The following is a 21,302-nucleotide window of genomic DNA, read 5'->3' on the forward strand; positions in this document are numbered from 1 at the left end:
TTGGTGCTGGCCGGGTAGATCGGGTAGCAGCGCCGCTCGAACTCCGACTGCAGCACTTCGCCGCTGACCGCCTGCGACGCGTCGGCGATGTTGCGCAACGAGTCGCTGCCGAAGTTCCTCTTACCCGGCGCCAGGATCAGGAAGGCGGGGTGGGTCAGCTGCATGGTGCCCTTGAAAAAACCGACCTCTCCGGACAGCATTACCCGGGTCTTCGGGGTGAGTTTCCACTTGAGTCCGCGTGCGTGAAAAAACGTGGCGGTCACCCGGTTTCGTCCCTCTCCCACGGTGATCACCAGATACTCGTCCTTGCGGCCGTCGGGCAGGCGTTTTTTCATCTCCCGGGCCACCGCGCTGGTGATGGTGTCGACCAGGGTGATGTGCTCGCCCGCCACCGGTTGCTCGTCGGCCGCTCCCCGCACCGCCGCGCCTTCGACGTAGCTGCGCGGATAGTGGCGGAGCAGGTCGCCGACGGTCCGGATGCCGAACACCTCGTCGAGCGGGCCGGCGGCTTTGCCGCCCACCACGTAGTCGAGCCGATCGCTGAGCGTGACCATGTCTACTCGACCCCGATCAGCAGCACGTCGCCGGAGTGTCCGGTCGCATACGTCACCAGTTCGGTGCCCGGATGGCGATCGTGCACGTGCTGGGCGAAGACATGGGCCAGGGCATGATCCGGCGCAATGCCGGCGCCCGTCAGCACGGTGACCAGCTCGCCGCCGGCGGCCAGCAGCAGATCGATCAGGCCGATGGCGGCGGCTGTGACATCCTCGGCCACAATCAGTACTTCGTCACCGGTGATACCCAGGCCGTCCCCCGGTTCACAAGGCCCAGCCCAGGTCAGTGCCGCTTCGGTGGCAAGGCGCACCGATCCGTGCCGGGTGGCGCCGGCCGTTCGGGCCATGGTGTAGCCGTCGTCGACGACCGGCCGGCCCGGCTCGTGCACCGCGAGCCCAGCCAACCCCTGCACCATCGACCCGGTCGGCACCGGCACCACGTCGACGCCCCAGCCGATGGCGGCGGTACACCCGGCCACCAACTCCTCGGCGGCCACGTAACCGTTGGGCAGCACCATCACCTGCGCTGCACCGGTGTCGACCACGGCACGCAGCAACTGTCGTGCGCTGACCCCGGTGGTGGGGTGGGTGGCGTCCGGGTCGGGACGCAGCACGCAGGCGCCTTCTGCGGCGAACAGCGCCGCGGCACCGTCGCCGTCGACGACGGCCAGCACCGCCCGTTCCCGGGCCCAACTGCCCGGCGACAACCCTGCCACCCCATTGAAACCGGCCAGCGCCGAGACCTGGATGCGGTGTGGCCGGCCGAACGCCAAGCCCGCTTCAACGGCAGCGCCGGCGTCGTCGGTGTGCACATGCACCGAATAGGCTTGGGCGGGACCCGACGTTTCAGCGGAACCGGCGGCCCCGGGGGCGGAGGCCGCGATCGCCACCGATTCACCCAGCTGCTCGAGCCGGTCGCGCAGCACGTCGGCTGCGGTGGCATCACATCCGTCCAGCAGGTACATCACCTCGAACCGCGGAGCGGGTTGCGCGGTGACGGACTCCGACACCCTCGACCGGGGAGACCGGGGCACTTCGTGCAGTGGCTCATAGGCGGCGCGGGCGGGCACCTGCCCGGTGATCGTGAAGCGCAGCGCGTCGAGCAACACCAGCAGACCACGGCCGCCGGCGTCCACCACCCCCGCATCGGCGAGCACGTCGAGCTGCTGGGGGGTTTTCTCCAGTGCCACGGCCGCTGCGTCGCCGGCTGCGGTGACCGCCCCGCGCAGCCCCGCACCATCCGTCGCGTGTCGCTCGACGGCCCCGGCAGCCGCTTCGAGCACCGACACGATGGTGCCGGGAACCTCCCGCCCGCCCATCGAGGCGATGACCAGTTCGACGCTGTGCCGCAGTCCGGCACCGAGCAGGGCTGCGTCGATGTCGAGCAGTTCGCCGTCGCCGTCGGCGGTGCGGCCGGCACTGACGTCGGCTGTGACGTCGGCTGTGACGTCGGCTATGCCGCGCAGGATCTGTGACAGGATGACCCCGGAGTTGCCGCGGGCACCGTGCATCGCGCCGGCGGACAGCGCCGCCGCGACCCTGGCCACCTCTCCCGAAGCGGCCTCGGTGTTGGCCTCGGCCAGCGCGGAGCGCATGGTGAACAACATGTTGGTGCCGGTGTCGGAATCGGCGACCGGGAACACGTTGAGCCGGTTGATCTCGTCGGTGTGGGTAATCAGGTCGCCGACCGCGGTGTGCGCCCAGTCGCGCAGGGCAGCAGCGTCCAGCAGGCGATCGGTGTTGCCCACGGCTGTCCCACCTTCCTGCATCCGCCACTATCCGTGGGCAAAAGCCTAATCACCGGGGCCGACGGCACAGTTCAGACGGCTTGCGATGTCGGGTATCGTTTTGGTGGTTGCCATGACGGCGGCTATCCTGGTCAGGTTGTCGGGGCCACCCGCCGGGTTGTTGGCCCTTGTTCAGAGGTTTCGAGGAGTTCACGTATGGCCGCCGTCTGCGATATCTGTGGAAAGCGGCCTGGCTTCGGCAAGTCGGTGTCACACTCCCACCGTCGGACCAGCCGCCGGTGGGATCCGAACATCCAGACCGTGCACGCCGTGACCCGTCCCGGCGGCAACAAGCGGCGGCTGAACATCTGCACGTCCTGCCTCAAGGCCGGCAGAGTCAGCCGCGGCTGAGGCTCTCAGCCCGCGACCTGACAGCTGCTCGGGGTCGAGAGCGACGGTCATACGAGGCCCAAGCATGAACGAGAAGCCGTTGATCGACAACGTTCCCCTCACCCATGACCCGTGGACTGCCGCACCGACCCGCTACGACCGCATGTCCTATCGTCGCGTGGGCACTTGCGGGCTGCTGCTGCCGGCGATCTCGCTGGGCCTCTGGTACAACTTCGGCGACAATCGCCCGTTCGACATCCAGCGCGACGTGCTGCGCTACGCGTTCGACCAGGGCGTCACGCATTTCGATCTCGCCAACAACTACGGGCCGCCCTACGGCCGCCCGCACCGCCGAAGCGGCCGGTATCACCGAGCGGCTCGGCACACCGCTGGTGATCCACCAACCGTCGTACTCGATGCTGAACCGCTGGGTCGAGGACGGCTTGCTCGGCACGCTCGGCACCGCCGGGATGGGCGCGATCGCGTTCACCGCCCTGGCCCAGGGCTTGCTCACCGACCGCTACGTCGACACACCGCCCGGAGCGGTCGTCCGGACAACCAAGCGGCCCACCTTCGACGACGAACTGGTGACCGAGACAGTGCGCGAACGACTGCGGGCTCTCGACCGAATCGCCCAGAGGCGCGCTCAGACGCTGGCACAGCTGGCGCTGGCTCAGCCCCCTTCGGCGTTGCCAACCCTCGTCAGCCATAGTTTGTCCGCGTGTCGGAGCCCCTGGTGATAGTTTTGGCGCTCAGATCGCAAACAACGTGGCGAGGAAGAGGACTGTCATCCCGGCAGCCATCGCCATCTGACCGAGGTCACCCAGCGACCTGTACCAGCCGGCTCCGTGGGGCCGCCCGATGATGTACCTGTAGGTCCACAACGCCGCGGCGGCCGCAAAGGTCACGGTGCCGAGCCAGCTTATTGCGCTGAACCATAACGGCGACCCGCTGCTTACCGGCATGTTCATGGCGGCCATGTCCATGCCCGGCATGGACGACATAGCCGGTTGAGCGTCCTGGTTGCCCGGGCCGACGGCGAGCAGATGATCGTCCATGATGGCATACATCCAGGCCGTCGCCAGCATCATCAGGCCGTTGTATCCATACTGCAGGCGCAGCGCGCCCGTTCGGGCTACAACAACGGCCATCGTCGCGAACACGACGGTCGCCAGCAGGAAAAACAGCATCGGCCCCGCCGCTGGCAATCGCATGCCCCGCGGCCAGGCCATGACCACCATCGCTACCGACATGGTGAAGTGCAGCCCGTGGCTGACGACCCACGTCCATGGTCGGCGTTTGATGATGATCGCTTGACCACATTCGGCGGCAGACAGCACAAACAGCCCGGTGACCACCCATCGAAGAACCAGGACAGAGATCACGCGCGTTACCAGGCCTCTCAGTTTCGGGGAACGTCATGCCGGTCGGAGTCGGCGTTGGCTCCCTCCTGCGGGTGTGGCGCGGCCGAAGCGGCGTAGCCGCAGCGAGTTGGTCACCACGCTGACCGAGGAGAATCCCATCGCCGCACCCGCGACGACCGGGTTCAGTGCACCCAGCGCGGCAAGCGGGATCGCGGCGGTGTTGTAGCCGAATGCCCAGCCCAGGTTCTCATAGATCGTGCGCAGGGTCTGTCTAGACAGCTGGATCGCCTGCACGACACCGTCGAGCCGATCCGACATCAGCGTGATGTCGGAGGCTTCGATGGCCACGTCGGTGCCGGTGCCGATCGCGATGCCCAGGTCGGCCTGCACCAGGGCGGGGGCGTCGTTGACACCGTCGCCGACCATCGCGACCACCTTGCCCTCGTTCTGGAGTCGGCGGACCTCACGGACCTTATCGTGGGGCAGCACCTCGGCCAGCACGCTGTCGATGCCGACCTGCTTGGCGATCGCGTGAGCTGTGCGGGTGTTGTCGCCGGTGATCATGGCGACCTGCAGCCCCATGGCGTGCAGCTGACGGACCACGTCGACCGCGTCGTCTTTGACCGCGTCGGCCACCGCGAGCACCCCTACCACGTGGTCGTCGCGGCCGACGAACACCGCGGTGCGGCCCTGTTCTTCGAGGTCTGCGGCCGCCGCAGCGAGGTGGTCGGGCAGAACCACATCGTGTTCGTCGAGGAGCTGGCGCCGCCCGACCAGCACCGTGTGACCATCGACCTCGGCGCGCACCCCGTGCCCGGCCAGGTTGGCGAACCCGGTGGCGGCTGGAATCTCTATCCCACGTTCGCGTGCACCGACGACGATCGCCGCGCCGATGGGGTGTTCGGAGCCCGACTCGACTGCGGCGGCGATCCGCAGCACCGGATCGGGCTGGCGGCGCCTGCCGGCAATCACGTCGGTGAGCTGCATCTGGGCGCGGGTGAGGGTGCCGGTCTTGTCGAACACCACGGTGTCGATCTTCTGCGAGGCTTCCAGAACCTCGCCGCCTTTGACCAGGATGCCCAGGTCGGCGCCGCGGGCGGTGCCGACCATGATCGCCGTGGGGGTGGCCAGGCCCAGCGCACACGGGCAGGCGATGATCAGCACCGCGACCGCCGCGGTCATACCGGCGACCGGATTGGCGGCCAACAGCGTCCAGCCGGCGAACGTCGCGACGGCAACGCCGATGACGGCCGGCACGAACACCGCGGAGACCCGGTCGGCCAGCCGCTGCACTGGGGCCTTGCCGCCTTGGGCCTGCTTGACCAGGCGCACGATCTGGGCCAGGGTGGTGTCGGCGCCGACGGCGGTGGCGCGCACGCTCAGCACTCCGTCGGTGTTGACCGTGGCCCCGGCGACACGGTCCCGCGCTGTTTTCTCGACCGGGACGGACTCGCCGGTCAGCATCGACTCGTCGACGGCAGCGCGGCCGTCGACGATTTCACCATCGACCGGGATCTTCTCGCCCGGCCGTACCCGCACCACATCCCCGACCTGGACCTGGTCGATCGGCACGAGGAGCTCTTCGCCGTCGACCAGCAGGCATGCTTCTCTGGCGCCCATCTCCAGCAGTTTGCTGATCGCCTCGGACGCCTTGCCCTGGGCGCTGGCCTCGAAATAGCGTCCCAGCACCACGAACGCGATGATCAGCGCCGAAGTGTCGAAGAACAGCGGCCCCCCGGCGAACAACTGGTAGGTGGAGTAGCCGAACGCGGTCAACGTGCCCAGCGAGATCAGCGTGTCCATGGTGGAAGTCAGGGCCCGCGCCTGCTGCACCGCCCCTTTCAGGAACGGCCACCCGGCGACGAATTGCACCGGCACCGTCGCTACAAAGGCGAACCACCCCGCCCAAGGGTGGCCGAAAAACATCGTCGCCATCGCCACCAGCCCCAACGGGAAGGCCAACCACACCCGCCGCAACCAGGTCCGCCGCTCACGGCGACTCTGCTCTCCCGGCGACAAGCCATTCGCGGTGAGCGGCCCGGATCCGCAACCGCCGCAACTCTCGACGTCCGAGACCTCGGCCGCGCGGCGGCGCCGGCCCAACAGCGCCGACACGATGCCGCCGGCAATCCTGCGCACCACACCCATCCTGGGGACGGTGGCCGAACGCGGGGCACGTGCAAGCACCAACTCAGCAGGAACGTGCTCGGCTTGGGCAATCTCCGCCAGCACCTCAGCGGTGTCGCAGTGCTCCGGCGAATACCGGACAACTACCGACGCCGTGCGCGGGTAGGCTTGCGCGGATTGCACGCCGGTCACCCTGGCGACCATCTCCTCGATCGCCACAGCCCGAACCGCGTCAACACCAAACCTCTTGACCTGCACCCGCATTCGCCCTGACGCGTCGGAAACAATTTTCAGGGCGGGGTCGGCATCCACAAGGACGTCAGTGGTCATGATCGCCAGCCACAGTCAGCGGTGGAACGCCCTGCGCGGCGTGCTCTTCGGCCTCGGCCATCACGTCGGCGACCGTCAGTCGAATCTGTTCAGCGCTCGCGCCGGCCGTGCGCTCGGCCGCACGGACAGCCCGCAGACCCCACGCGGTAACGGTGACGGTTGCCTTGCGCAGCGGCGCCTTCGCCACCGCCTTGCGCACGGCCTCATAGGCCACCGCCCCCGCCACGCCGGTCACCACCGTGGGCGTCGCCTTCGCCAAAAACCCATGCCACACCATTGAAATCACTCCCCATTCGTTGTCGAATCCCCGGTCAATGGCCGGGAATCTGGACTCCGCGGCCAACCGTTGGCAACTCATCAGCAGTCGGCTCGCCCACGGCGGCACCGTTGAGCCGTAGATCCGGGCCGGTCAATGCGGGCGTGAACTTGACGGCATCAATCAGCTCGGCAATCGCAGCTTGGCCGCGGCCATCCAGCACCGCCGCCGAAAAGCAGGTCTCCAAGTGGTTGTGCAACATCACCCGATTTGCCCGTTCCAGTGAAGACTGCACCGCGGAGATCTGCTTCATCACATCTACGCAGTACGCGTCGGACTCCACCATCCGGATGATTCCGTCGAGGTGGCCCCGCACCGTCTTGAGCCGGTTCAGCGCCGCCTGCTTCTTCGCCGTCAAATCCTTGCTCATCACCACCTCCGCACCTCACCGTCTGTTCACTATAGCCCACCCCACCTGGGGTGGGCTATAGGCATCGCATTCGGGCCGTCCGTGACAGCGATCAGCCATCGCGGTCGTGGCCGCATTGGTGACCACCTCGCTGTCATACGCGTTGAGGTTTAGGGCAGCCGCCAGTCGATCGGCTCGGCACCCATCCCGGCCAGCAGCTCGTTCGCCCGGCTGAACGGCCGCGAGCCGAAGAACCCCAGCGATGCCGACAACGGCGAAGGATGCGACGCCTCGATCACGGCACAGTCGGAGTCCAGCACCGGTTTCAGCGTGGAGGCGTCTTTGCCCCACAGGATCGCCACCATCGCCTGATCGCGTTGCGCCAACGCCCGGATCGCGCACTCGGTGACCGCTTCCCAACCCTTGCCCCGGTGCGACGCCGGCTTACCCGGGCACACCGTGAGCACCCGGTTGAGCAGCAGCACTCCGCGTTGAGCCCACGGACTGAGGTCACCGCACGACGGTGTCGGATAACCCAGGTCGGCGGTGTATTCGGTGAAGATGTTCTCCAGGCTGCGCGGCAGCGGCCGCACGCCCGGGGCCACCGAAAAGCACAGGCCCACCGCATGCCCGGGGGTCGGATACGGATCTTGTCCGACGATCAGTACTCGCACCCGGTCGAATGGAAAAGTAAAGGCACGCAACACGTTCTGCCCGGCAGGTAGATAACCACGCCCGGCAGCGATCTCGGCACGCAGAAACTGGCCCATCGCAGCCACCTGATCAGCCACCGGTGCCAGCGCAGCGGCCCAACCCTGCTCGACGAGTTCACCGAGCGGACGTGCGGTCACTGCCGACCTTTCTTCAGCAGCACTGGCCATTGTTGCAACAGTACCGACAACATTAAGACTCCTGAACCGCCGCTTGAGTTCAGACGGTAACGACGCCGCCCAGGGCATCGAGCCCGGCGAAGTCGCGGGCGTTGCGGGTGTAGAGCCGAGCCGGGCGTGCGGGTGGCATGCGGTATGGCCGCGACGTCCATCGGCATTCGGCTCCGGTGTCGTCGCTACCAGGTGGTGACCGAGCGTGGATGCCGATGATCCCGTAGCCGCCGGTCCTTCGTCACCAGTCGCCAGCCGTGTTCGACGGCCGTGGCATAGATCAACCGGTCCGCGGGGTCGCCGGGAAACGACGACGGCAGTGACACCGCGGTAGACGCCACGGCCGGCGTGATGCCGACTGTGCGGACCTGTTCAGCGAGCTGCTGGAGCCAAGACCGAACCGGAATCGTCACCTGGATGCGTTCGTGTTCGGCCAACCACGCCAATTCGAACCAGGTGATCGCGGCGACGGCGAGCACGTCGGCCTGCTCGACGGCTCGGCTCGCGATCCGGCTTAGGCGCCGCGGCTCGGCCGACCACCAGTGAACCACGTGTGAGTCGAGTAGCACCGTCGTCACGACGCGTTCCACGACACCCCGGTGGTGAACAGTGCGTCGTCGTCGGCGGCCGACATCGCCACTCCAGCCATGCGACCCTTGAGCCCGTGCGGCCCGCTGGCCCCGACCAGTCGGGCCACGGCGCGGCCGTGCTTGGTGACCACGATCTCTTCACCTTCAGCGACTTCGTCGAGCAGCGCGAGGATCTTTGCCTTTACCTCCGTAGCGGTCATATTTCTGGTCATATCGTTAGTCTACTGGTCAGTGGGTTGTCATCGTGATGTCTTCCTCGGCGGGTCGAACGACTGCCAGCCCGCGTAGCCGTCCCAGCCGACACCGTCGACCAGCACCCGGGCCGGGCCGTCGACTACCCGCCCGATGACCCGCCACCCCGGCGGTACCGCACCGGGGAAGCAGGCCACCAGGGCGTGATCTTCTCCCCCGCCGAGCACCCACGACCACCCGTCGACACCGACCATTTCGGCGGCCGGCGCCACCGCCGCGTGGTCTCCGGCCAGGGCCTCGGTGGACACCTCGACGCCCACCCCGGACGCCTGCGCGATATGGCGCAGGTCGGCGACCAGCCCATCGGAGACGTCGATCATGGCCTGCGCACCGGCCTCGGCGGCGGCCCGGCCCTGCCCGTACGGCGGCTGCGGCACCAGATGCCGGCGCCGCAATGCGTCGAATCCGCCTATCCCGTTGCGCCACAGGGCATACCCGGCCGCCGAGCAACCCAGCTGACCGCTGACGGCGAGCACCGATCCCGGCCGTGAGCCGGAACGCAACACCGGCACCCGACCATCCAGCTCGCCCAGCACAGCCACCGAAACGACCCACTGGTCGCAGTCGACCAGGTCACCGCCGACGATGCCCGCGCCGATCCGCTGCGCCTCCGCCCACATGCCGTCAGCCAACGCGCCGACCTGGGCGGCCGGGGTGTCGGCGGGCGCGCCGAACCCGACGACGAAGGCGGTCGCCTGCGCGCCCATCGCCTCGATGTCGGCCGCGTTCACCGCGATCGCCTTGCGGCCGATATCGTGCGGGGTCGACCAGTCCAGCCGAAAGTGCCGGCCGGCCACCAGCATGTCGGTCGACACCACGGTGCGGCCGTCGCCCGCGAGCACCACGGCGGCATCGTCGCCGGGCCCCAGCAGGGTGGTGTGCGGCTGGTGGCGGCCCGCCACCAGCCGGTCGATCATGGAAAACTCACCCAACTGACCCAGTGTGGGATCGTCGTCACTCACGCGTGGAGTGTAGGTGGGTCAGCGGAGGAGAAGCAGCAGTGACCGATCCGGATGGGCCGCCGCGTGTCGCGCTGATCGCGGCTCTGGTGGTCGCGGTCGCGGCGGTCGGTGCTGTGCTGGCGATCGCGGCGACCCGCCGGGCACCGCAACAACCGGTCGCCATTCCCGCCGTCGCCGCCCCGCACGCCGCCGACCCGGCGTGTCAAGCGCTGCTGGACGCGCTGCCAGCACGGCTCGGCGACGATCAACGCACACCGCTGGCACAACCCGCACCCGAGGGCGCGGCCGCCTGGGCAGCCGGCGGCGAACCCGTCGTGCTGCGCTGCGGACTGGACCGCCCGGCCGAGTTCGTGGTGGGCGCGCCGATACAGGTCGTCGACTCGGTGCAGTGGTTCGAGGTGCATGCCGACGGCCAGTCCACCTGGTCCACCTGGTACACGGTGGACCGGCCGGTGTATGTGGCGCTCACGCTGCCACCAGGATCGGGGCCGACACCGATCCAGCAACTGTCCGATCTCATTGCCGACACCATCGCGACCGTGCCGATCAACCCGGCACCGGCGAATTAGCGTCCCTCAGCGCAGCCCGGTCCCGCGCGCCAACGCGGTGTCGACCATCGTCGCCAACAGGGTCGGATAGTCGATGCCGCTGGCCGCCCACATCCGCGGGTACATCGAGATCGTGGTGAACCCGGGCATGGTGTTGACCTCGTTGACCACCGGGCCGTCGTCGGTGAGGAAGAAGTCCACCCGGGCCAGGCCCTGGCAGTCCAGCGCGGTGAACGCCCGGACCGCCAGCCGCCGCACCTCGTCGGCGACGTCGTCGTCGATCTTGGCGGGCACATCCAACTCGGCGGCGTCGTCGAGATACTTGGTGGCGAAGTCGTAGAAGGTGTCCTCCCGGCCGCGCACCCCGGCCACCCGAATCTCGCCCACCGTGCTGGCCGCCACCGAGCCGTCCGGGAATTCGAGCACCCCGCACTCCAGCTCACGGCCGGAGATCGCGGCCTCGACGATCACCTTCGGGTCGTGCCGACGGGCATCGGCAATCGCGGCGGGCAGCTCGTCGGCGTGCGACACCCGGCTGACCCCGATCGACGAGCCGCCCCGGGCCGGTTTGACGAACACCGGCAGTCCCAGCCACTCGCGCTCCTCGATCGTCGGCAGCGGATGTGCCGGCCTGAGCACCACATGCGGGCCGATCGGCAATCCCGCGACCGTCAGCAGCTTCTTGGTGAACTCCTTGTCCATACCGGTCGCACTGGCCAGCACCCCCGCTCCCACATAGGGCACCCCGGCCAGTTCGAGCAGCCCCTGGACTGCGCCGTCCTCGCCGTACGGGCCGTGCAGCACCGGGAACACCACGTCGACCGAGGCCAGCACCTCCCCGGCGCCGGTCGACAGCGCGACCAACTGACCGGCGCGCTGCGGGTCGGCGAGCAGGGCCAACTCGGTGCCCGACGCCGACGTCACCCCCGGCAGCTGCCGGTTGGTGATCGCCAGCGTCTCCGGGTCGCCGTCGGTGAGCACCCAGGCGCCTTCCGGGGTGATGCCCACCGCGACCACCTCGAACCGCTGCGGGTCGAGGTTTCGCAGGATGCTGCCCGCCGACACGCATGAGATGGCGTGCTCGCTGCTGCGGCCGCCGAACACGACGGCCACCCGGACCCGGTCACCGGCGTCGGGGGAGCTGGGGGCGTTCACAACCTAGAGAGGCTACCGCCGGTCACTCCGGTTTGGTGCGGCGTCCCAGCAGCAGCGCGACCGCCTCACCGACGGACAGTCCCCGGTGACAGACCCGGTGCACCGCGTCGGTGAGTGGCATCTCGACGTCGTAGCTGGAGGCCAGTGCCAGCACCGATTGGCACGACGTCACACCCTCGATGACGTGGCTGTCCCTGCTGTCCCAGCCGTCCCGGCCGTCCCAGCCGTCCCAGCCGTCGCTGCCGTCCCAGCCGTCCCAGCCGTCGCTGCCGTCTCCGGTCCCCAGAGCCTGCAGCGTCGCCACCACCACGTCACCCCGGCCGAGTCGCTCGCCGAAGGAACGGTTCCGTGACCGTGGCGAGGTGCAGCTGGCCACCAGGTCACCCACCCCGGCCAGACCCGCCAGCGTGGCGCCCTTGGCCCCCAGCGCGATGCCCAGCCGCATGATCTCCGCCAGTCCCCGGGTGACGATCGCCGCCGCGGTGTTCTCGCCCAGACCCACACCGGCGGCCATGCCGCACGCCAGCGCGATGACGTTCTTGCAGGCGCCGCCGACTTCGGTGCCGACCACGTCGGCGTTGGTGTAGGGGCGGAAGTATCCGGTGTTGAGCATGCGCTGCAACGCCACCGCCCGCCCCGAGTCACTGCAGGCGACGACGGTGGCGGCTGGCTGCCCGTCGGCGATCTCACCGGCCAGGTTAGGCCCGGACAGCACCGCCACCTGCGCTGGGTCGACGCCGGTCACCGCGACGATGACCTGGCTCATCCGCATCAGGGTGCCCAACTCGATGCCCTTGGCCAGGCTGACCAGGGTGGCGCTCTCGGTGAGCAGTGAAGTCCACGCCTCCAGGTTGGGCCGCATCACCTGTGCGGGCACCCCGAGGAACACCGTCGTCACACCGCCCAGGGCCTCGGCCGCGTCTGCGGTGGCGCAGATCCTCCCCGGCAGCCGCACACCGGGAAGATGGTCGGGGTTGCATCGGGTGGCGTTGATCGCTTCGGCGAGCTCGGGCCGACGTGCCCACAACCTGACCGCGCTGCCGGCGTCGGCCAGCACCTTGGCTACAGCCGTGCCCCACGCGCCGGCGCCCATCACCGCAACGGTGCCTTCGCTGCCGGCCATTGCCACCACCTCGCTCCAGTTCTCTCCGGTTCGCTCCGGCCGGGCTTCACCCTAAAGCCTGCCGTACAGCGACGCTGGCAGGATGAGCGTCATGCGCGATGTCGGCCTGATCATCGCCGTCAAGCGGCTGCAGACCGCCAAGACCCGGTTGGCGCCGGCGTTTCCGGCTGGTGCCCGCGAGGACCTGGTGCTGGCCATGCTGGTCGACACCGTCATCGCGGCAACGAAGGTCGAGTCACTGTGCTGTATCAACGTGGTCACACCCGACGATGCTGCCGCGGCCGTGGCGGCTGAGTTCGGCGCCAACGTGTTGCGCGACCCCACCCCGGCGGGCCACCGGGACCCGCTCAACAACGCGCTGCTTGTCGCAGAACGCGCGATCGCCGGATCGGTCACCAACATCGTTGCCTTGCAAGGCGATCTGCCGGCACTTCAAACCCATGAACTCGCTGAGGCGATCGCGGCCGCCCGGTCGCACCTGCGAAGCTTCGTTGCCGACCGGCATGGGGCCGGTACCGCGGCGCTGTTCGCCTTCGGCGCCGCGCTGGACCCGCGGTTCGGGCGGGACTCCTCGGCGCGGCACCGTCATTCGGGTGCGGTAGAGCTCACCGGTGCCTGGCCAGGTCTGCGCTGCGACGTCGACACACCCGAGGATCTGGCGGTTGCGTGCGGTCTCGGCGTCGGGACGTCGACCACGCGGGCCGTCGTCCATTGATTCCCGTCCGACCGGGCACACCAAAGGTGGCGGGATACCGATCTGCCGCCGCGGTGGCAGCACACCCGATGATGAGTAATGATTTCCCTGTGACCGACATCGAAGCCAGCCAACTCGCCGAGCTGCACACCGACGAGGCAGACTGGCGTCCCATCGACACGGCACCTGCTGCACCGCCGGCAGCCACGGTGATCCAAGCCCCTACCGCCGACGACGAACTTCCCGATGATCGCTACCTGAACCGCGAACTGAGCTGGCTGGACTTCAACGCCCGGGTGCTGGCGCTGGCCGCCGACACCTCACTGCCCTTGCTGGAGCGGGCCAACTTCCTGGCAATCTTCGCTTCGAACCTCGACGAGTTCTACATGGTTCGGGTGGCCGGCCTCAAACGTCGTGACGAGATGGGGCTGTCGGTGCGCTCGGCGGACGGCTTGACCCCGCGCGAGCAACTGCGCCGCATCGGCGAACAGACCCAGCAGATTGCTACCCGGCACGCCCGGGTCTTCCTCGACTCGGTGCGGCCCGCGCTGGCCGAGGAGGGAATGCACATCGTCACTTGGGCCAACCTGGACGAGGCCGAGCGCGAGCAATTGTCGGCCTACTTTCACGACCAGGTGTTCCCGGTGCTGACCCCGCTGGCTGTCGACCCGGCACACCCGTTCCCTTTCGTCAGCGGGCTGAGCCTGAACCTGGCGGTCACGGTGCGCCGTCCCGAGGACGGCGGGCAGCACTTCGCCCGGATCAAGGTTCCCGACAATGTCGATCGTTTCGTCGAGCTCGGCGCTCGCACCAACGGCAGCGCCGGCATTGGGGACAACGAACGAGCGGAAATTCGCTTCCTGCCGATGGAGGAGTTGATCGCGGCCTTTCTCCCAGTGCTGTTCCCGGGCCTTCAGATCGTCGAGCACCATGTGTTTCGCATCACCCGCAACGCGGATTTCGAGGTCGAAGAGGACCGCGACGAGGATTTGCTGCAGGCGCTGGAGCGGGAGCTGGCGCGGCGCCGGTTCGGGTCGCCGGTACGCCTCGAGGTTTCCGACGACATGACCGAGAACATGCTGGAACTGTTGCTGCGGGAACTCGATGTACACCCCGGTGATGTCATCGAGGTGCCCGGACTGCTCGATTTGTCGTCGCTGTCGCAGATCTATCGCCAGGATCGGCCGGGCCTCAAAGACCCGGCTTTCGTCCCGGCCACCCATCCGGCTTTCGCAGAGCGGGAAACCCCCAAAAGCATTTTCGCCACCCTGCGCGAGGGTGATGTGCTGGTGCACCACCCCTATGACTCCTTCTCCACCAGCGTGCAGCGGTTCATCGAGCAGGCCGCCGCCGATCCCGACGTGCTGGCGATCAAGCAGACGCTGTACCGCACCTCGGGTGACTCACCGATCGTCACCGCGTTGATCGATGCCGCCGAAGCCGGAAAACAGGTGGTGGCACTGGTCGAGATCAAGGCGCGTTTCGATGAACAGGCCAACATCAAGTGGGCACGCCAGCTGGAACATGCCGGGGTACACGTGATGTACGGGCTGGTCGGGTTGAAAACGCACTGCAAGACCGCGCTTGTCGTACGCCGCGAAGGTTCGACCATCCGCCGGTACTGCCACATCGGCACCGGCAACTACAACAGCAAGACCGCCCGGCTCTACGAGGATATCGGCCTGCTGTCCGCGGCCCCGGACATCGGCGCTGATCTCACCGATCTGTTCAACTCGCTCACCGGCTACTCACGGAAGATGGTCTACCGCAACCTATTGGTGGCACCTTACGGCGTGCGCACCGGAATCATCGAACGCATCGGGCGAGAGGTTGCCGCGCACCGCGACGACGGAAACGGCCGGATCCGGCTCAAGCTCAACTCCCTGGTCGACGAGCAGGTGATCGACGCGCTCTATCGTGCATCACGAGCCGGCGTGCGGGTCGAGTTGGTGGTCCGCGGGATCTGTGCGCTGCGCCCCGGTGTGGCCGGGTTTTCCGAGAACATTGCCGTGCGTTCGATTCTCGGCCGTTTTTTGGAGCATTCACGCATCATCCACTGTCGCGCGATCGACGAGTTCTGGATCGGCAGCGCCGACATGATGCACCGCAACCTCGACCGCCGGGTCGAGGTCATGGTCCAGGTCAAAGACCCCAGGCTGACCGCGCAGCTCGACGAAGTGTTCAAGTCCGCACTGGATCGATCCACCCGCTGCTGGGAGCTCGGGCCCGACGGCAAGTGGACCGCGTCGCCGCAGCCCGGGGAGACCGTACGTGATCACCAGGTATCGCTGATGGGGTGGCACCGGAGCCCTTGAAGTCCCACATCCGACCACTTCCGCCACTTCCGCGGTGCACGCGGGCTGGAATTGACCTGCAGGAGTTAAGGTGCCGAAAATGACACCGCCGGGTGGCAATGTCGCTGCGGTCAGGTCGGTCTATGCCGCCGGGGGTGTGCTGTGGCGGCCAGCGGGTAAGGGGCGCAAGGCGGTCGAGGTTGCGCTCATTCACCGCCCCCGCTACGACGACTGGACGCTGCCCAAGGGCAAGGTCGATCCCGGTGAAACCGAGCCGGTGACCGCGGTACGGGAAATCCTCGAAGAGACCGGCCACCATGCCCATCTGGGCCGGCGTCTGGGTACGGTGAACTATCCGGTCTCCCAGAGCGTCAAAAAGGTCCGCTACTGGGCAGCGCGCAGTCTCGGCGGTGAATTCGCCGCCGGTACCGAGGTCGACGACATGGTGTGGCTACCGGTGCCGGACGCGATGAAGAAACTCGGATACAGCTACGATCGAAAGATCCTGCGCCGGTTCGTCAAATACCCCGCCGGCACCCAGACGGTTCTGATCGTCCGGCACGCAACCGCGGGCCGTAGTTCCAGGTTCTCCGGTGACGACACCCAACGGCCGCTGGACAAGCAGGGGCGTGTGCAGGCCAAGTCCCTGACCGGTGTGCTGCTGGCATTCGGTGCCGCCGATGTACATGCCGCCGACAGGTTGCGCTGTCACCAAACCGTCGCGCCGTTGGCCGCCCAACTCGGTGTGACCGTCTGCAATGAACCCGCGCTGACCGAGGAAGCCTATGCGCACAGCCCCAAACCAGCCCGGCGCCGTGCGCTGCGGATTGCGCAAACAGGATGCACCCCGGTGATCTGCACTCAGGGCAAGGTGATTCCGGACCTCATCGCGTGGTGGTGTGAGCGCGACGGTGTGCGCCCCGACAAATCCCGCAACCGCAAGGGCAGCACCTGGGTGCTGTCGCTGGTCGATGGGCGGCTGGTCGCCGCCGACCACATCGGCAGTGCGGTGGCCGCTAAAGGTCCGGCTGAGCACTCGTGATGAGCATGCGCGAATGGGCCGAGCGCCGCCGAACGTAACGGTCTGCGGCGCTGGCCCATCGGCGTGTGTCTATTTGCGGCCCCGCCGGACCGTGGCCCTTCGGGCGGGTGCCTTTTTCACCGCTGCCTTTTTGGCCGGGGCCCGCTTGGTCGCAGCCTTACGAGCCGGCGCCTTGGTCACGGCCTTGCGGACCGGCGCCTTCTTCACCGCCGCCTTTTTGGCTGGAGCCCGCTTCGTTGTGGCCTTTTTGGCCGGGGCCCGCGTGGTTGCGGCCTTCTTGGCCGGGGCTTTCTTCGCCACCTTCGCCGCGGCTCTGCGAGCCGGTGCCTTGGCCGCGGACTTCGGCGCGGCAGCCCGGGTGGCTTTCCTGGCCGGCGACTTCTTTACCGCCTTCTTGGCCCCACCCGCGACCACGCCGCGCTTGACCGCCGGCCCTTGCGCCGGGAGACGCTGCGCGCCAGACACAACCGCCTTGAATTGCGCGCCCGGACGAAATGCCGGGACGGATGTCGGCTTCACCTTCACCGTTTCCCCGGTGCGTGGGTTACGGGCCACGCGCGCCGCACGGCGCCGTTGCTCGAATACACCGAAACCGGTGATAGTGACGCTGTCACCCTTGTGCACCGCACGCACAATGGTGTCGACGACATTCTCGACGGCGGCCGTCGCCGATCTGCGATCCGCGCCCAATTTCTGTGTGAGCTCATCGATCAGCTCTGCTTTGTTCATCCAATCCCTCCGAGACCAGTGGTCCGCTTTGGACCGACTAGCGCATCAGGGTAATCCCTTCGGCCGCTGATATCCAAGAGCCACGCGCAATTTCAAATGAAATTATCGGCCACTCCGGCAATATGGTTGCCGCCCTTGGTCGGTGACGGGCACCCCGATGTCGGCGGTGCGAACCGGTAATCCGGCTCGCCGGCCGACCGTCAGCCGACAGGTGTGGTCCGTGGTTTCCAGGCCGGACGGGTCGTCTCGTAGGCGTCGATCCTGTCCAGTTTCTGCAGCGTAAGGCCTATATCATCGAGTCCTTCGGTCAGTCGCCAGGCGGTGTAGTCGTCAATATTGAACGGCACCATCACGCTTCCCGCGGCGATAGTCCGATCGCCAAGATTGGCAGTGATTTCCAGCCCGGGGCTCTGCTCGATGAGTTTCCACAAGATTTCCACATCGTCTTGAGCGACCTGAGCCGCCAGCAGCCCGTCCTTCCCGGCGTTGCTGCGGAAGATGTCGGCGAACCGGGATGAGATCACCACCCGGAAGCCGTAGTCCATCAGAGCCCACACCGCGTGCTCCCGGGAGGATCCGGTGCCGAAGTCAGGCCCGGAAACCAACACCGAACCCCGGTCGAAGGGGCTGAGGTTGAGCACGAACGACGGGTCGGCCCGCCAGGCTGCGAACAGCCCGTCCTCGAAGCCGGTTCGGGTGATGCGCTTCAAAAAGCTCGCGGGGATGATCTGATCGGTGTCGACATTGGACCGGCGCAGCGGCACCCCGATGCCGGTGTGGGTGTGGAAAGCTTCCATCATTGAACTCCTCTTAAATGCGGTGCCGGTCAATTCAAGTCAGCGGGCGCCGAAAGCGTGCCGCGGATCGCGGTGGCGGCGGCGACGACCGGCGACACCAGGTGGGTGCGCCCGCCTTTGCCCTGCCGCCCTTCGAAGTTGCGGTTGGACGTCGAGGCACACCGCTGCCCCGGGGCGAGTTGGTCGGGGTTCATGCCCAGGCACATCGAGCAACCGGGCTGGCGCCACTCGGCGCCGGCAGCTACGAAAACCTCGTCAAGTCCCTCGGCTTCGGCCTGCTTTCGCACCCCCATCGAGCCCGGCACGATGAGCATCCGCACGTTGCCGGTCACCCGACGGCCCCGCATCACCTCCGCCACCGCGCGCAGATCCTCGATGCGGCTGTTGGTGCACGATCCGACGAACACGGTGTCCACCGCGATGTCGCGCATCGGGGTTCCGGGTCGAAGGTCCATGTATTCCAATGCCCGTTCGGCAGCCCGCCGCTCGGCGTCGTCGGTCATCAGTTCCGGGTCAGGCACCGCGTCGCCCAACGGAACGCCCTGGGCGGGATTGGTGCCCCAGGTGACGAACGGGGTCAGCGAGGACGCGTCGAGGTAGACCTCGAGATCGAATTCGGCACCCGGGTCCGTGCGCAGCCCTTGCCAGTAGGTGACGGCAGCGTCCCAGGCGGCTCCGGCCGGAGCATGTGGCCGGCCGCGCAGATATTCGTAGGTGGTGTCGTCTGGTGCCACCATCCCGGCCCGGGCCCCGGCTTCAATACTCATGTTGCAGATGGTCATGCGGGCTTCCATCGACAACGATTCCACGGTGCTGCCCCGGTATTCGATGACGTGGCCCTGGCCACCGCCGGTCCCGACCCTGGCGATCACCGCCAGGATGATGTCCTTGGCCGTCACACCGGGCGGCAGTCCCCCGTCGATATTGACCGCCATCGTCTTGAACGGTCGTAGCGGCAGCGTCTGGGTGGCCAGCACATGCTCGACCTCGGAGGTACCGATACCCATCGCCAACGCGCCGAAAGCCCCGTGGGTGGAGGTGTGGCTGTCCCCGCAGACGACCGTCATTCCCGGCTGGGTGAGCCCCAACTGCGGGCCGATGATGTGCACGATGCCCTGATCGATGTCGCCCATCGGGTGCAGGCGGATGGAAAATTCCGCACAGTTGCGTCGCAACGTCTCGACCTGTTTGCGCGACACGGGGTCTGTGATCGGCTTGTCGATGTCGATGGTCGGCACATTGTGATCCTCGGTGGCGATGGTCAGGTCCGGCCGGCGGACCCGCCGGCCGGCCAGCCGCAGGCCCTCGAAGGCCTGCGGGCTGGTGACCTCGTGGATCATGTGCAGGTCGATGTAGATGAGGTCTGGTTCGGTTCCACCGCCGGCGGCCACCAGATGTTCGTCCCGGACCTTCTCGGCCAGGGTGCGGGGCTTGCGGGGTTGTGTGCCGGATGTCTTGTCCATTTTTATCTATCTCATGATGTGAGAAGTTAGTATCTCGATATGAGACAGCATAGCGGCATCGGCGTCCTCGACAAAGTCGTCGACGTACTGGGCGCGATCGCCGAATCGCCGTGCGGGCTGGCTGAACTCTGTGAGCGCACCGGCATGCCCCGGGCCACCGCGCACCGACTGGCCGCCGGGCTCGAGACCCACCGCCTGTTGGCGCGCGGCGCCGACGGCCGCTGGCAGATCGGTCCCGCCGTCGCCGAACTGGCGGCGCACGCCGACGACCCGCTGCAGGCCGTCGGAGCGGTGGTGCTGCCCCGGCTGCGGGAGATCACCGGTGAGAGTGTGCAACTGTACCGGCGCGACGGAACCTCGCGGGTCTGTGTCGCGGCGGCGGAGCCGCCGGCCGGGCTTCACGACACGGTTCCGGTCGGCGCCCGGCTGCCGATGACGGCGGGGTCCGGAGCCAAGGTGCTGTTGGCCTACGCCGATCCCGCCACCCAGCAGGCGGTGCTGCCGGAGGCCACGTTCACCGATCGCCTGTTGGCCCAGGTACGACGGCGCGGCTGGGCGCAGAGTGTCGCGGAGCGTGAACCCGGGGTGGCCAGTGTGTCGGCGCCGGTTCGCGATCCGCACGGGGCGGTCGTCGCGGCGATATCGGTGTCCGGCCCGAGCGACCGGATAGGCCGGCGGCCGGGCGGCCGGTGGGCCGCGGACCTGATCGAGGCGGCCGACGCACTGACCCGCAGACTGTAGCGGGTTGCGCACCGTGCCCAGGCTCGTCGCGAGCATGCGCGGCCTCGTCGCGAGCATGCGCAGACTCGCACTCCGCGGACGCCGCGAGTGCGATTCTGTGCATGCTCGGCCAAGGCGCTGGCGGCCTGACAGACTACTGACGTGGGAACCAATCAGCGCGCACAGATCGTCATGTCGGCAACTGAGATCGCCGACTTCGTCACCACCAGTCGCACCGGGACGTTGGCGACCGTCGGCCCGGACGGGCAGCCACACCTGACCGCGATGTGGTATGGCGTGCTCGACGGCGAGATCTGGTTGGAGACGAAGGCCAAGTCGCAGAAGGCGGTCAACGTCAGACGCGATCCGCGGGTCAGCTTCCTGCTCGAGGGCGGCGATACCTACGACGCGCTGCGCGGAGTGTCGTTCGAGGGAGTCGCCGAGATCATCGAAGATCCCGAGACCATCTTCCGGGTCGGGGTCAGCGTGTGGGAGCGCTATACCGGCCCGTACACCGACGAGATGAAACCCGCGGTCGATCAGATGATGCACAAGCGGGTCGCCGTGCGGATCGTCACTCGCCGCACCCGTTCGTGGGACCACCGCAAGCTCGGGTTGCCGGCGATGCCGCGGGGTGGCTCCACCGCGCCCCTGAAATAGCCGATGATGTAGCCCCGATGGGATTCGAACCCACGCTACCGCCGTGAGAGGGCGGCGTCCTAGGCCGCTAGACGACGGGGCCAGAACCAATCCGAGCTGCCAGCATAGCTCAAGCCGATACGGCCGATCTCATTGCTCGCGGCGGACCGGTTTTGCTGGGGTACCAGGACTCGAACCTAGAATGGCTGAACCAGAATCAGCTGTGTTGCCAATTACACCATACCCCATTGACCGG

Annotated in this window: 22 protein-coding genes, 2 tRNA genes and 1 pseudogene; 8 read left to right on the forward strand and 17 right to left on the reverse strand. The window is 67.6% G+C overall.

Annotation, left to right across the window (positions count from 1 at the left end; genetic code table 11):
* Positions 1–554: pseudogene (locus AC2VON_RS07870) on the reverse strand (ATP-dependent DNA helicase RecG); the annotation flags it as partial.
* Positions 555–556: 2 nt separating this feature from the next.
* Positions 557–2,323 (reverse strand): DAK2 domain-containing protein, encoded by a 1,767-nt coding sequence (locus AC2VON_RS07875; RefSeq protein WP_486952445.1) that lies wholly within the window; start codon positions 2,321–2,323, stop codon positions 557–559.
* A gap of 174 nt (positions 2,324–2,497) precedes the next feature.
* On the opposite strand from AC2VON_RS07875, the gene rpmB reads away from it, so the two are divergent.
* Both rpmB and AC2VON_RS07885 read left to right on the forward strand, forming a co-directional pair.
* Positions 2,498–2,692, forward strand: coding sequence for a 50S ribosomal protein L28 (gene rpmB, locus AC2VON_RS07880; RefSeq protein ID WP_486952446.1), 195 nt, complete (start codon positions 2,498–2,500; stop codon positions 2,690–2,692).
* Between the two features lie 104 nt (positions 2,693–2,796).
* Complete coding sequence (locus tag AC2VON_RS07885; RefSeq protein ID WP_486952447.1) at positions 2,797–3,411, forward strand: aldo/keto reductase; 615 nt, start codon at positions 2,797–2,799, stop codon at positions 3,409–3,411.
* Between the two features lie 12 nt (positions 3,412–3,423).
* On the opposite strand, the gene AC2VON_RS07890 is transcribed toward AC2VON_RS07885, so the two are convergent.
* From AC2VON_RS07890 to AC2VON_RS07925, 8 genes are all read right to left on the reverse strand, one after another.
* Entirely contained in the window at positions 3,424–4,056 is a 633-nt protein-coding gene (locus AC2VON_RS07890; protein ID WP_486952448.1) for a DUF5134 domain-containing protein, read from the reverse strand.
* Between the two features lie 33 nt (positions 4,057–4,089).
* Complete coding sequence (locus AC2VON_RS07895; RefSeq protein ID WP_486952465.1) at positions 4,090–6,426, reverse strand: copper-translocating P-type ATPase; 2,337 nt, start codon at positions 6,424–6,426, stop codon at positions 4,090–4,092.
* 55 nt (positions 6,427–6,481) lie between these two features.
* The gene (locus tag AC2VON_RS07900; protein WP_486952449.1) at positions 6,482–6,769 is read right to left on the reverse strand and encodes a DUF1490 family protein; all 288 of its coding nucleotides are present in this window, start codon (positions 6,767–6,769) and stop codon (positions 6,482–6,484) included.
* A 34-nt stretch (positions 6,770–6,803) separates the two neighbouring features.
* On the reverse strand, positions 6,804–7,178 hold the full coding sequence (locus AC2VON_RS07905) for a metal-sensitive transcriptional regulator (RefSeq protein ID WP_486952450.1): 375 nt from the start codon (positions 7,176–7,178) through the stop codon (positions 6,804–6,806).
* 149 nt (positions 7,179–7,327) lie between these two features.
* Positions 7,328–8,008, reverse strand: a complete 681-nt coding sequence (locus AC2VON_RS07910; RefSeq protein ID WP_486952451.1) for a uracil-DNA glycosylase — start codon at positions 8,006–8,008, stop codon at positions 7,328–7,330.
* Between the two features lie 215 nt (positions 8,009–8,223).
* The gene (locus AC2VON_RS07915) at positions 8,224–8,616 is read right to left on the reverse strand and encodes a type II toxin-antitoxin system VapC family toxin (RefSeq protein ID WP_486952466.1); all 393 of its coding nucleotides are present in this window, start codon (positions 8,614–8,616) and stop codon (positions 8,224–8,226) included.
* Positions 8,613–8,828, reverse strand: coding sequence for a type II toxin-antitoxin system Phd/YefM family antitoxin (locus tag AC2VON_RS07920; RefSeq protein ID WP_486952452.1), 216 nt, complete (start codon positions 8,826–8,828; stop codon positions 8,613–8,615). The genes AC2VON_RS07915 and AC2VON_RS07920 overlap by 4 nt, the downstream gene beginning before the upstream one ends.
* A gap of 39 nt (positions 8,829–8,867) precedes the next feature.
* Complete coding sequence (locus AC2VON_RS07925) at positions 8,868–9,842, reverse strand: thiamine-phosphate kinase (RefSeq protein ID WP_486952453.1); 975 nt, start codon at positions 9,840–9,842, stop codon at positions 8,868–8,870.
* 38 nt (positions 9,843–9,880) lie between these two features.
* On the opposite strand from AC2VON_RS07925, the gene AC2VON_RS07930 reads away from it, so the two are divergent.
* Positions 9,881–10,411 carry a DUF3515 domain-containing protein gene (locus AC2VON_RS07930; protein WP_486952454.1) on the forward strand — a complete coding sequence of 177 codons (531 nt, stop codon included), beginning with the start codon at positions 9,881–9,883 and terminating at the stop codon, positions 10,409–10,411.
* Between the two features lie 6 nt (positions 10,412–10,417).
* Here AC2VON_RS07930 and AC2VON_RS07935 read toward each other — a convergent pair whose 3' ends face one another.
* Positions 10,418–11,545: a D-alanine--D-alanine ligase family protein gene (locus AC2VON_RS07935; protein WP_486952455.1), complete on the reverse strand. Its 1,128-nt coding sequence runs from the start codon at positions 11,543–11,545 to the stop codon at positions 10,418–10,420.
* A 22-nt stretch (positions 11,546–11,567) separates the two neighbouring features.
* Positions 11,568–12,668, reverse strand: a complete 1,101-nt coding sequence (locus tag AC2VON_RS07940; protein ID WP_486952456.1) for an NAD(P)H-dependent glycerol-3-phosphate dehydrogenase — start codon at positions 12,666–12,668, stop codon at positions 11,568–11,570.
* Positions 12,669–12,750: 82 nt separating this feature from the next.
* On the opposite strand from AC2VON_RS07940, the gene cofC reads away from it, so the two are divergent.
* From cofC to mutT1, 3 genes are all read left to right on the forward strand, one after another.
* Entirely contained in the window at positions 12,751–13,383 is a 633-nt protein-coding gene (gene cofC / locus AC2VON_RS07945; RefSeq protein ID WP_486952457.1) for a 2-phospho-L-lactate guanylyltransferase, read from the forward strand.
* A 68-nt stretch (positions 13,384–13,451) separates the two neighbouring features.
* Positions 13,452–15,677 (forward strand): RNA degradosome polyphosphate kinase, encoded by a 2,226-nt coding sequence (locus tag AC2VON_RS07950; RefSeq protein ID WP_486952458.1) that lies wholly within the window; start codon positions 13,452–13,454, stop codon positions 15,675–15,677.
* A 79-nt stretch (positions 15,678–15,756) separates the two neighbouring features.
* Positions 15,757–16,698 carry an 8-oxo-(d)GTP phosphatase MutT1 gene (gene mutT1 / locus AC2VON_RS07955; protein ID WP_486952459.1) on the forward strand — a complete coding sequence of 314 codons (942 nt, stop codon included), beginning with the start codon at positions 15,757–15,759 and terminating at the stop codon, positions 16,696–16,698.
* Between the two features lie 69 nt (positions 16,699–16,767).
* Here mutT1 and AC2VON_RS07960 read toward each other — a convergent pair whose 3' ends face one another.
* From AC2VON_RS07960 to leuC, 3 genes are all read right to left on the reverse strand, one after another.
* On the reverse strand, positions 16,768–17,427 hold the full coding sequence (locus tag AC2VON_RS07960) for an HU family DNA-binding protein (protein ID WP_486952460.1): 660 nt from the start codon (positions 17,425–17,427) through the stop codon (positions 16,768–16,770).
* Between the two features lie 200 nt (positions 17,428–17,627).
* Positions 17,628–18,224, reverse strand: a complete 597-nt coding sequence (gene leuD / locus AC2VON_RS07965) for a 3-isopropylmalate dehydratase small subunit (RefSeq protein WP_486952461.1) — start codon at positions 18,222–18,224, stop codon at positions 17,628–17,630.
* Between the two features lie 29 nt (positions 18,225–18,253).
* Complete coding sequence (gene leuC, locus AC2VON_RS07970; protein ID WP_486952462.1) at positions 18,254–19,687, reverse strand: 3-isopropylmalate dehydratase large subunit; 1,434 nt, start codon at positions 19,685–19,687, stop codon at positions 18,254–18,256.
* 39 nt (positions 19,688–19,726) lie between these two features.
* Between leuC and AC2VON_RS07975 the strand changes: the two genes are divergently transcribed.
* On the forward strand, positions 19,727–20,428 hold the full coding sequence (locus tag AC2VON_RS07975) for an IclR family transcriptional regulator (RefSeq protein ID WP_486952463.1): 702 nt from the start codon (positions 19,727–19,729) through the stop codon (positions 20,426–20,428).
* 141 nt (positions 20,429–20,569) lie between these two features.
* Complete coding sequence (locus tag AC2VON_RS07980) at positions 20,570–21,067, forward strand: pyridoxamine 5'-phosphate oxidase family protein (protein ID WP_486952464.1); 498 nt, start codon at positions 20,570–20,572, stop codon at positions 21,065–21,067.
* 9 nt (positions 21,068–21,076) lie between these two features.
* Here AC2VON_RS07980 and AC2VON_RS07985 read toward each other — a convergent pair.
* Both AC2VON_RS07985 and AC2VON_RS07990 read right to left on the reverse strand, forming a co-directional pair.
* Positions 21,077–21,149 (reverse strand) — tRNA-Glu (locus AC2VON_RS07985).
* Between the two features lie 73 nt (positions 21,150–21,222).
* Positions 21,223–21,294 (reverse strand) — tRNA-Gln (locus tag AC2VON_RS07990).
* Between the last annotated feature and the right edge of the window lie 8 nt (positions 21,295–21,302).

Source organism: Mycobacterium sp. TH-M82 (assembly GCF_057473605.1).

Excerpts from the sequence above, each read along its gene's own strand:
- AC2VON_RS07975 (WP_486952463.1), top strand. The coding sequence starts at position 19,727 with ATGAGACAGCATAGCGGCATCGGCGTCCTCGACAAAGTCGTCGACGTA.
- rpmB (WP_486952446.1), top strand. The coding sequence starts at position 2,498 with ATGGCCGCCGTCTGCGATATCTGTGGAAAGCGGCCTGGCTTCGGCAAG.
- AC2VON_RS07905 (WP_486952450.1), bottom strand. The coding sequence starts at position 7,178 with ATGAGCAAGGATTTGACGGCGAAGAAGCAGGCGGCGCTGAACCGGCTC.
- AC2VON_RS07900 (WP_486952449.1), bottom strand. The coding sequence starts at position 6,769 with ATGGTGTGGCATGGGTTTTTGGCGAAGGCGACGCCCACGGTGGTGACC.
- AC2VON_RS07920 (WP_486952452.1), bottom strand. The coding sequence starts at position 8,828 with ATGACCGCTACGGAGGTAAAGGCAAAGATCCTCGCGCTGCTCGACGAA.
- AC2VON_RS07885 (WP_486952447.1), top strand. The coding sequence starts at position 2,797 with ATGACCCGTGGACTGCCGCACCGACCCGCTACGACCGCATGTCCTATC.
- AC2VON_RS07940 (WP_486952456.1), bottom strand. The coding sequence starts at position 12,668 with ATGGCCGGCAGCGAAGGCACCGTTGCGGTGATGGGCGCCGGCGCGTGG.
- AC2VON_RS07895 (WP_486952465.1), bottom strand. The coding sequence starts at position 6,426 with ATGCGGGTGCAGGTCAAGAGGTTTGGTGTTGACGCGGTTCGGGCTGTG.
- leuD (WP_486952461.1), bottom strand. The coding sequence starts at position 18,224 with ATGGAAGCTTTCCACACCCACACCGGCATCGGGGTGCCGCTGCGCCGG.
- cofC (WP_486952457.1), top strand. The coding sequence starts at position 12,751 with ATGAGCGTCATGCGCGATGTCGGCCTGATCATCGCCGTCAAGCGGCTG.
- AC2VON_RS07960 (WP_486952460.1), bottom strand. The coding sequence starts at position 17,427 with ATGAACAAAGCAGAGCTGATCGATGAGCTCACACAGAAATTGGGCGCG.
- mutT1 (WP_486952459.1), top strand. The coding sequence starts at position 15,757 with ATGACACCGCCGGGTGGCAATGTCGCTGCGGTCAGGTCGGTCTATGCC.
- leuC (WP_486952462.1), bottom strand. The coding sequence starts at position 19,687 with ATGGACAAGACATCCGGCACACAACCCCGCAAGCCCCGCACCCTGGCC.
- AC2VON_RS07875 (WP_486952445.1), bottom strand. The coding sequence starts at position 2,323 with ATGCAGGAAGGTGGGACAGCCGTGGGCAACACCGATCGCCTGCTGGAC.
- AC2VON_RS07950 (WP_486952458.1), top strand. The coding sequence starts at position 13,452 with ATGATGAGTAATGATTTCCCTGTGACCGACATCGAAGCCAGCCAACTC.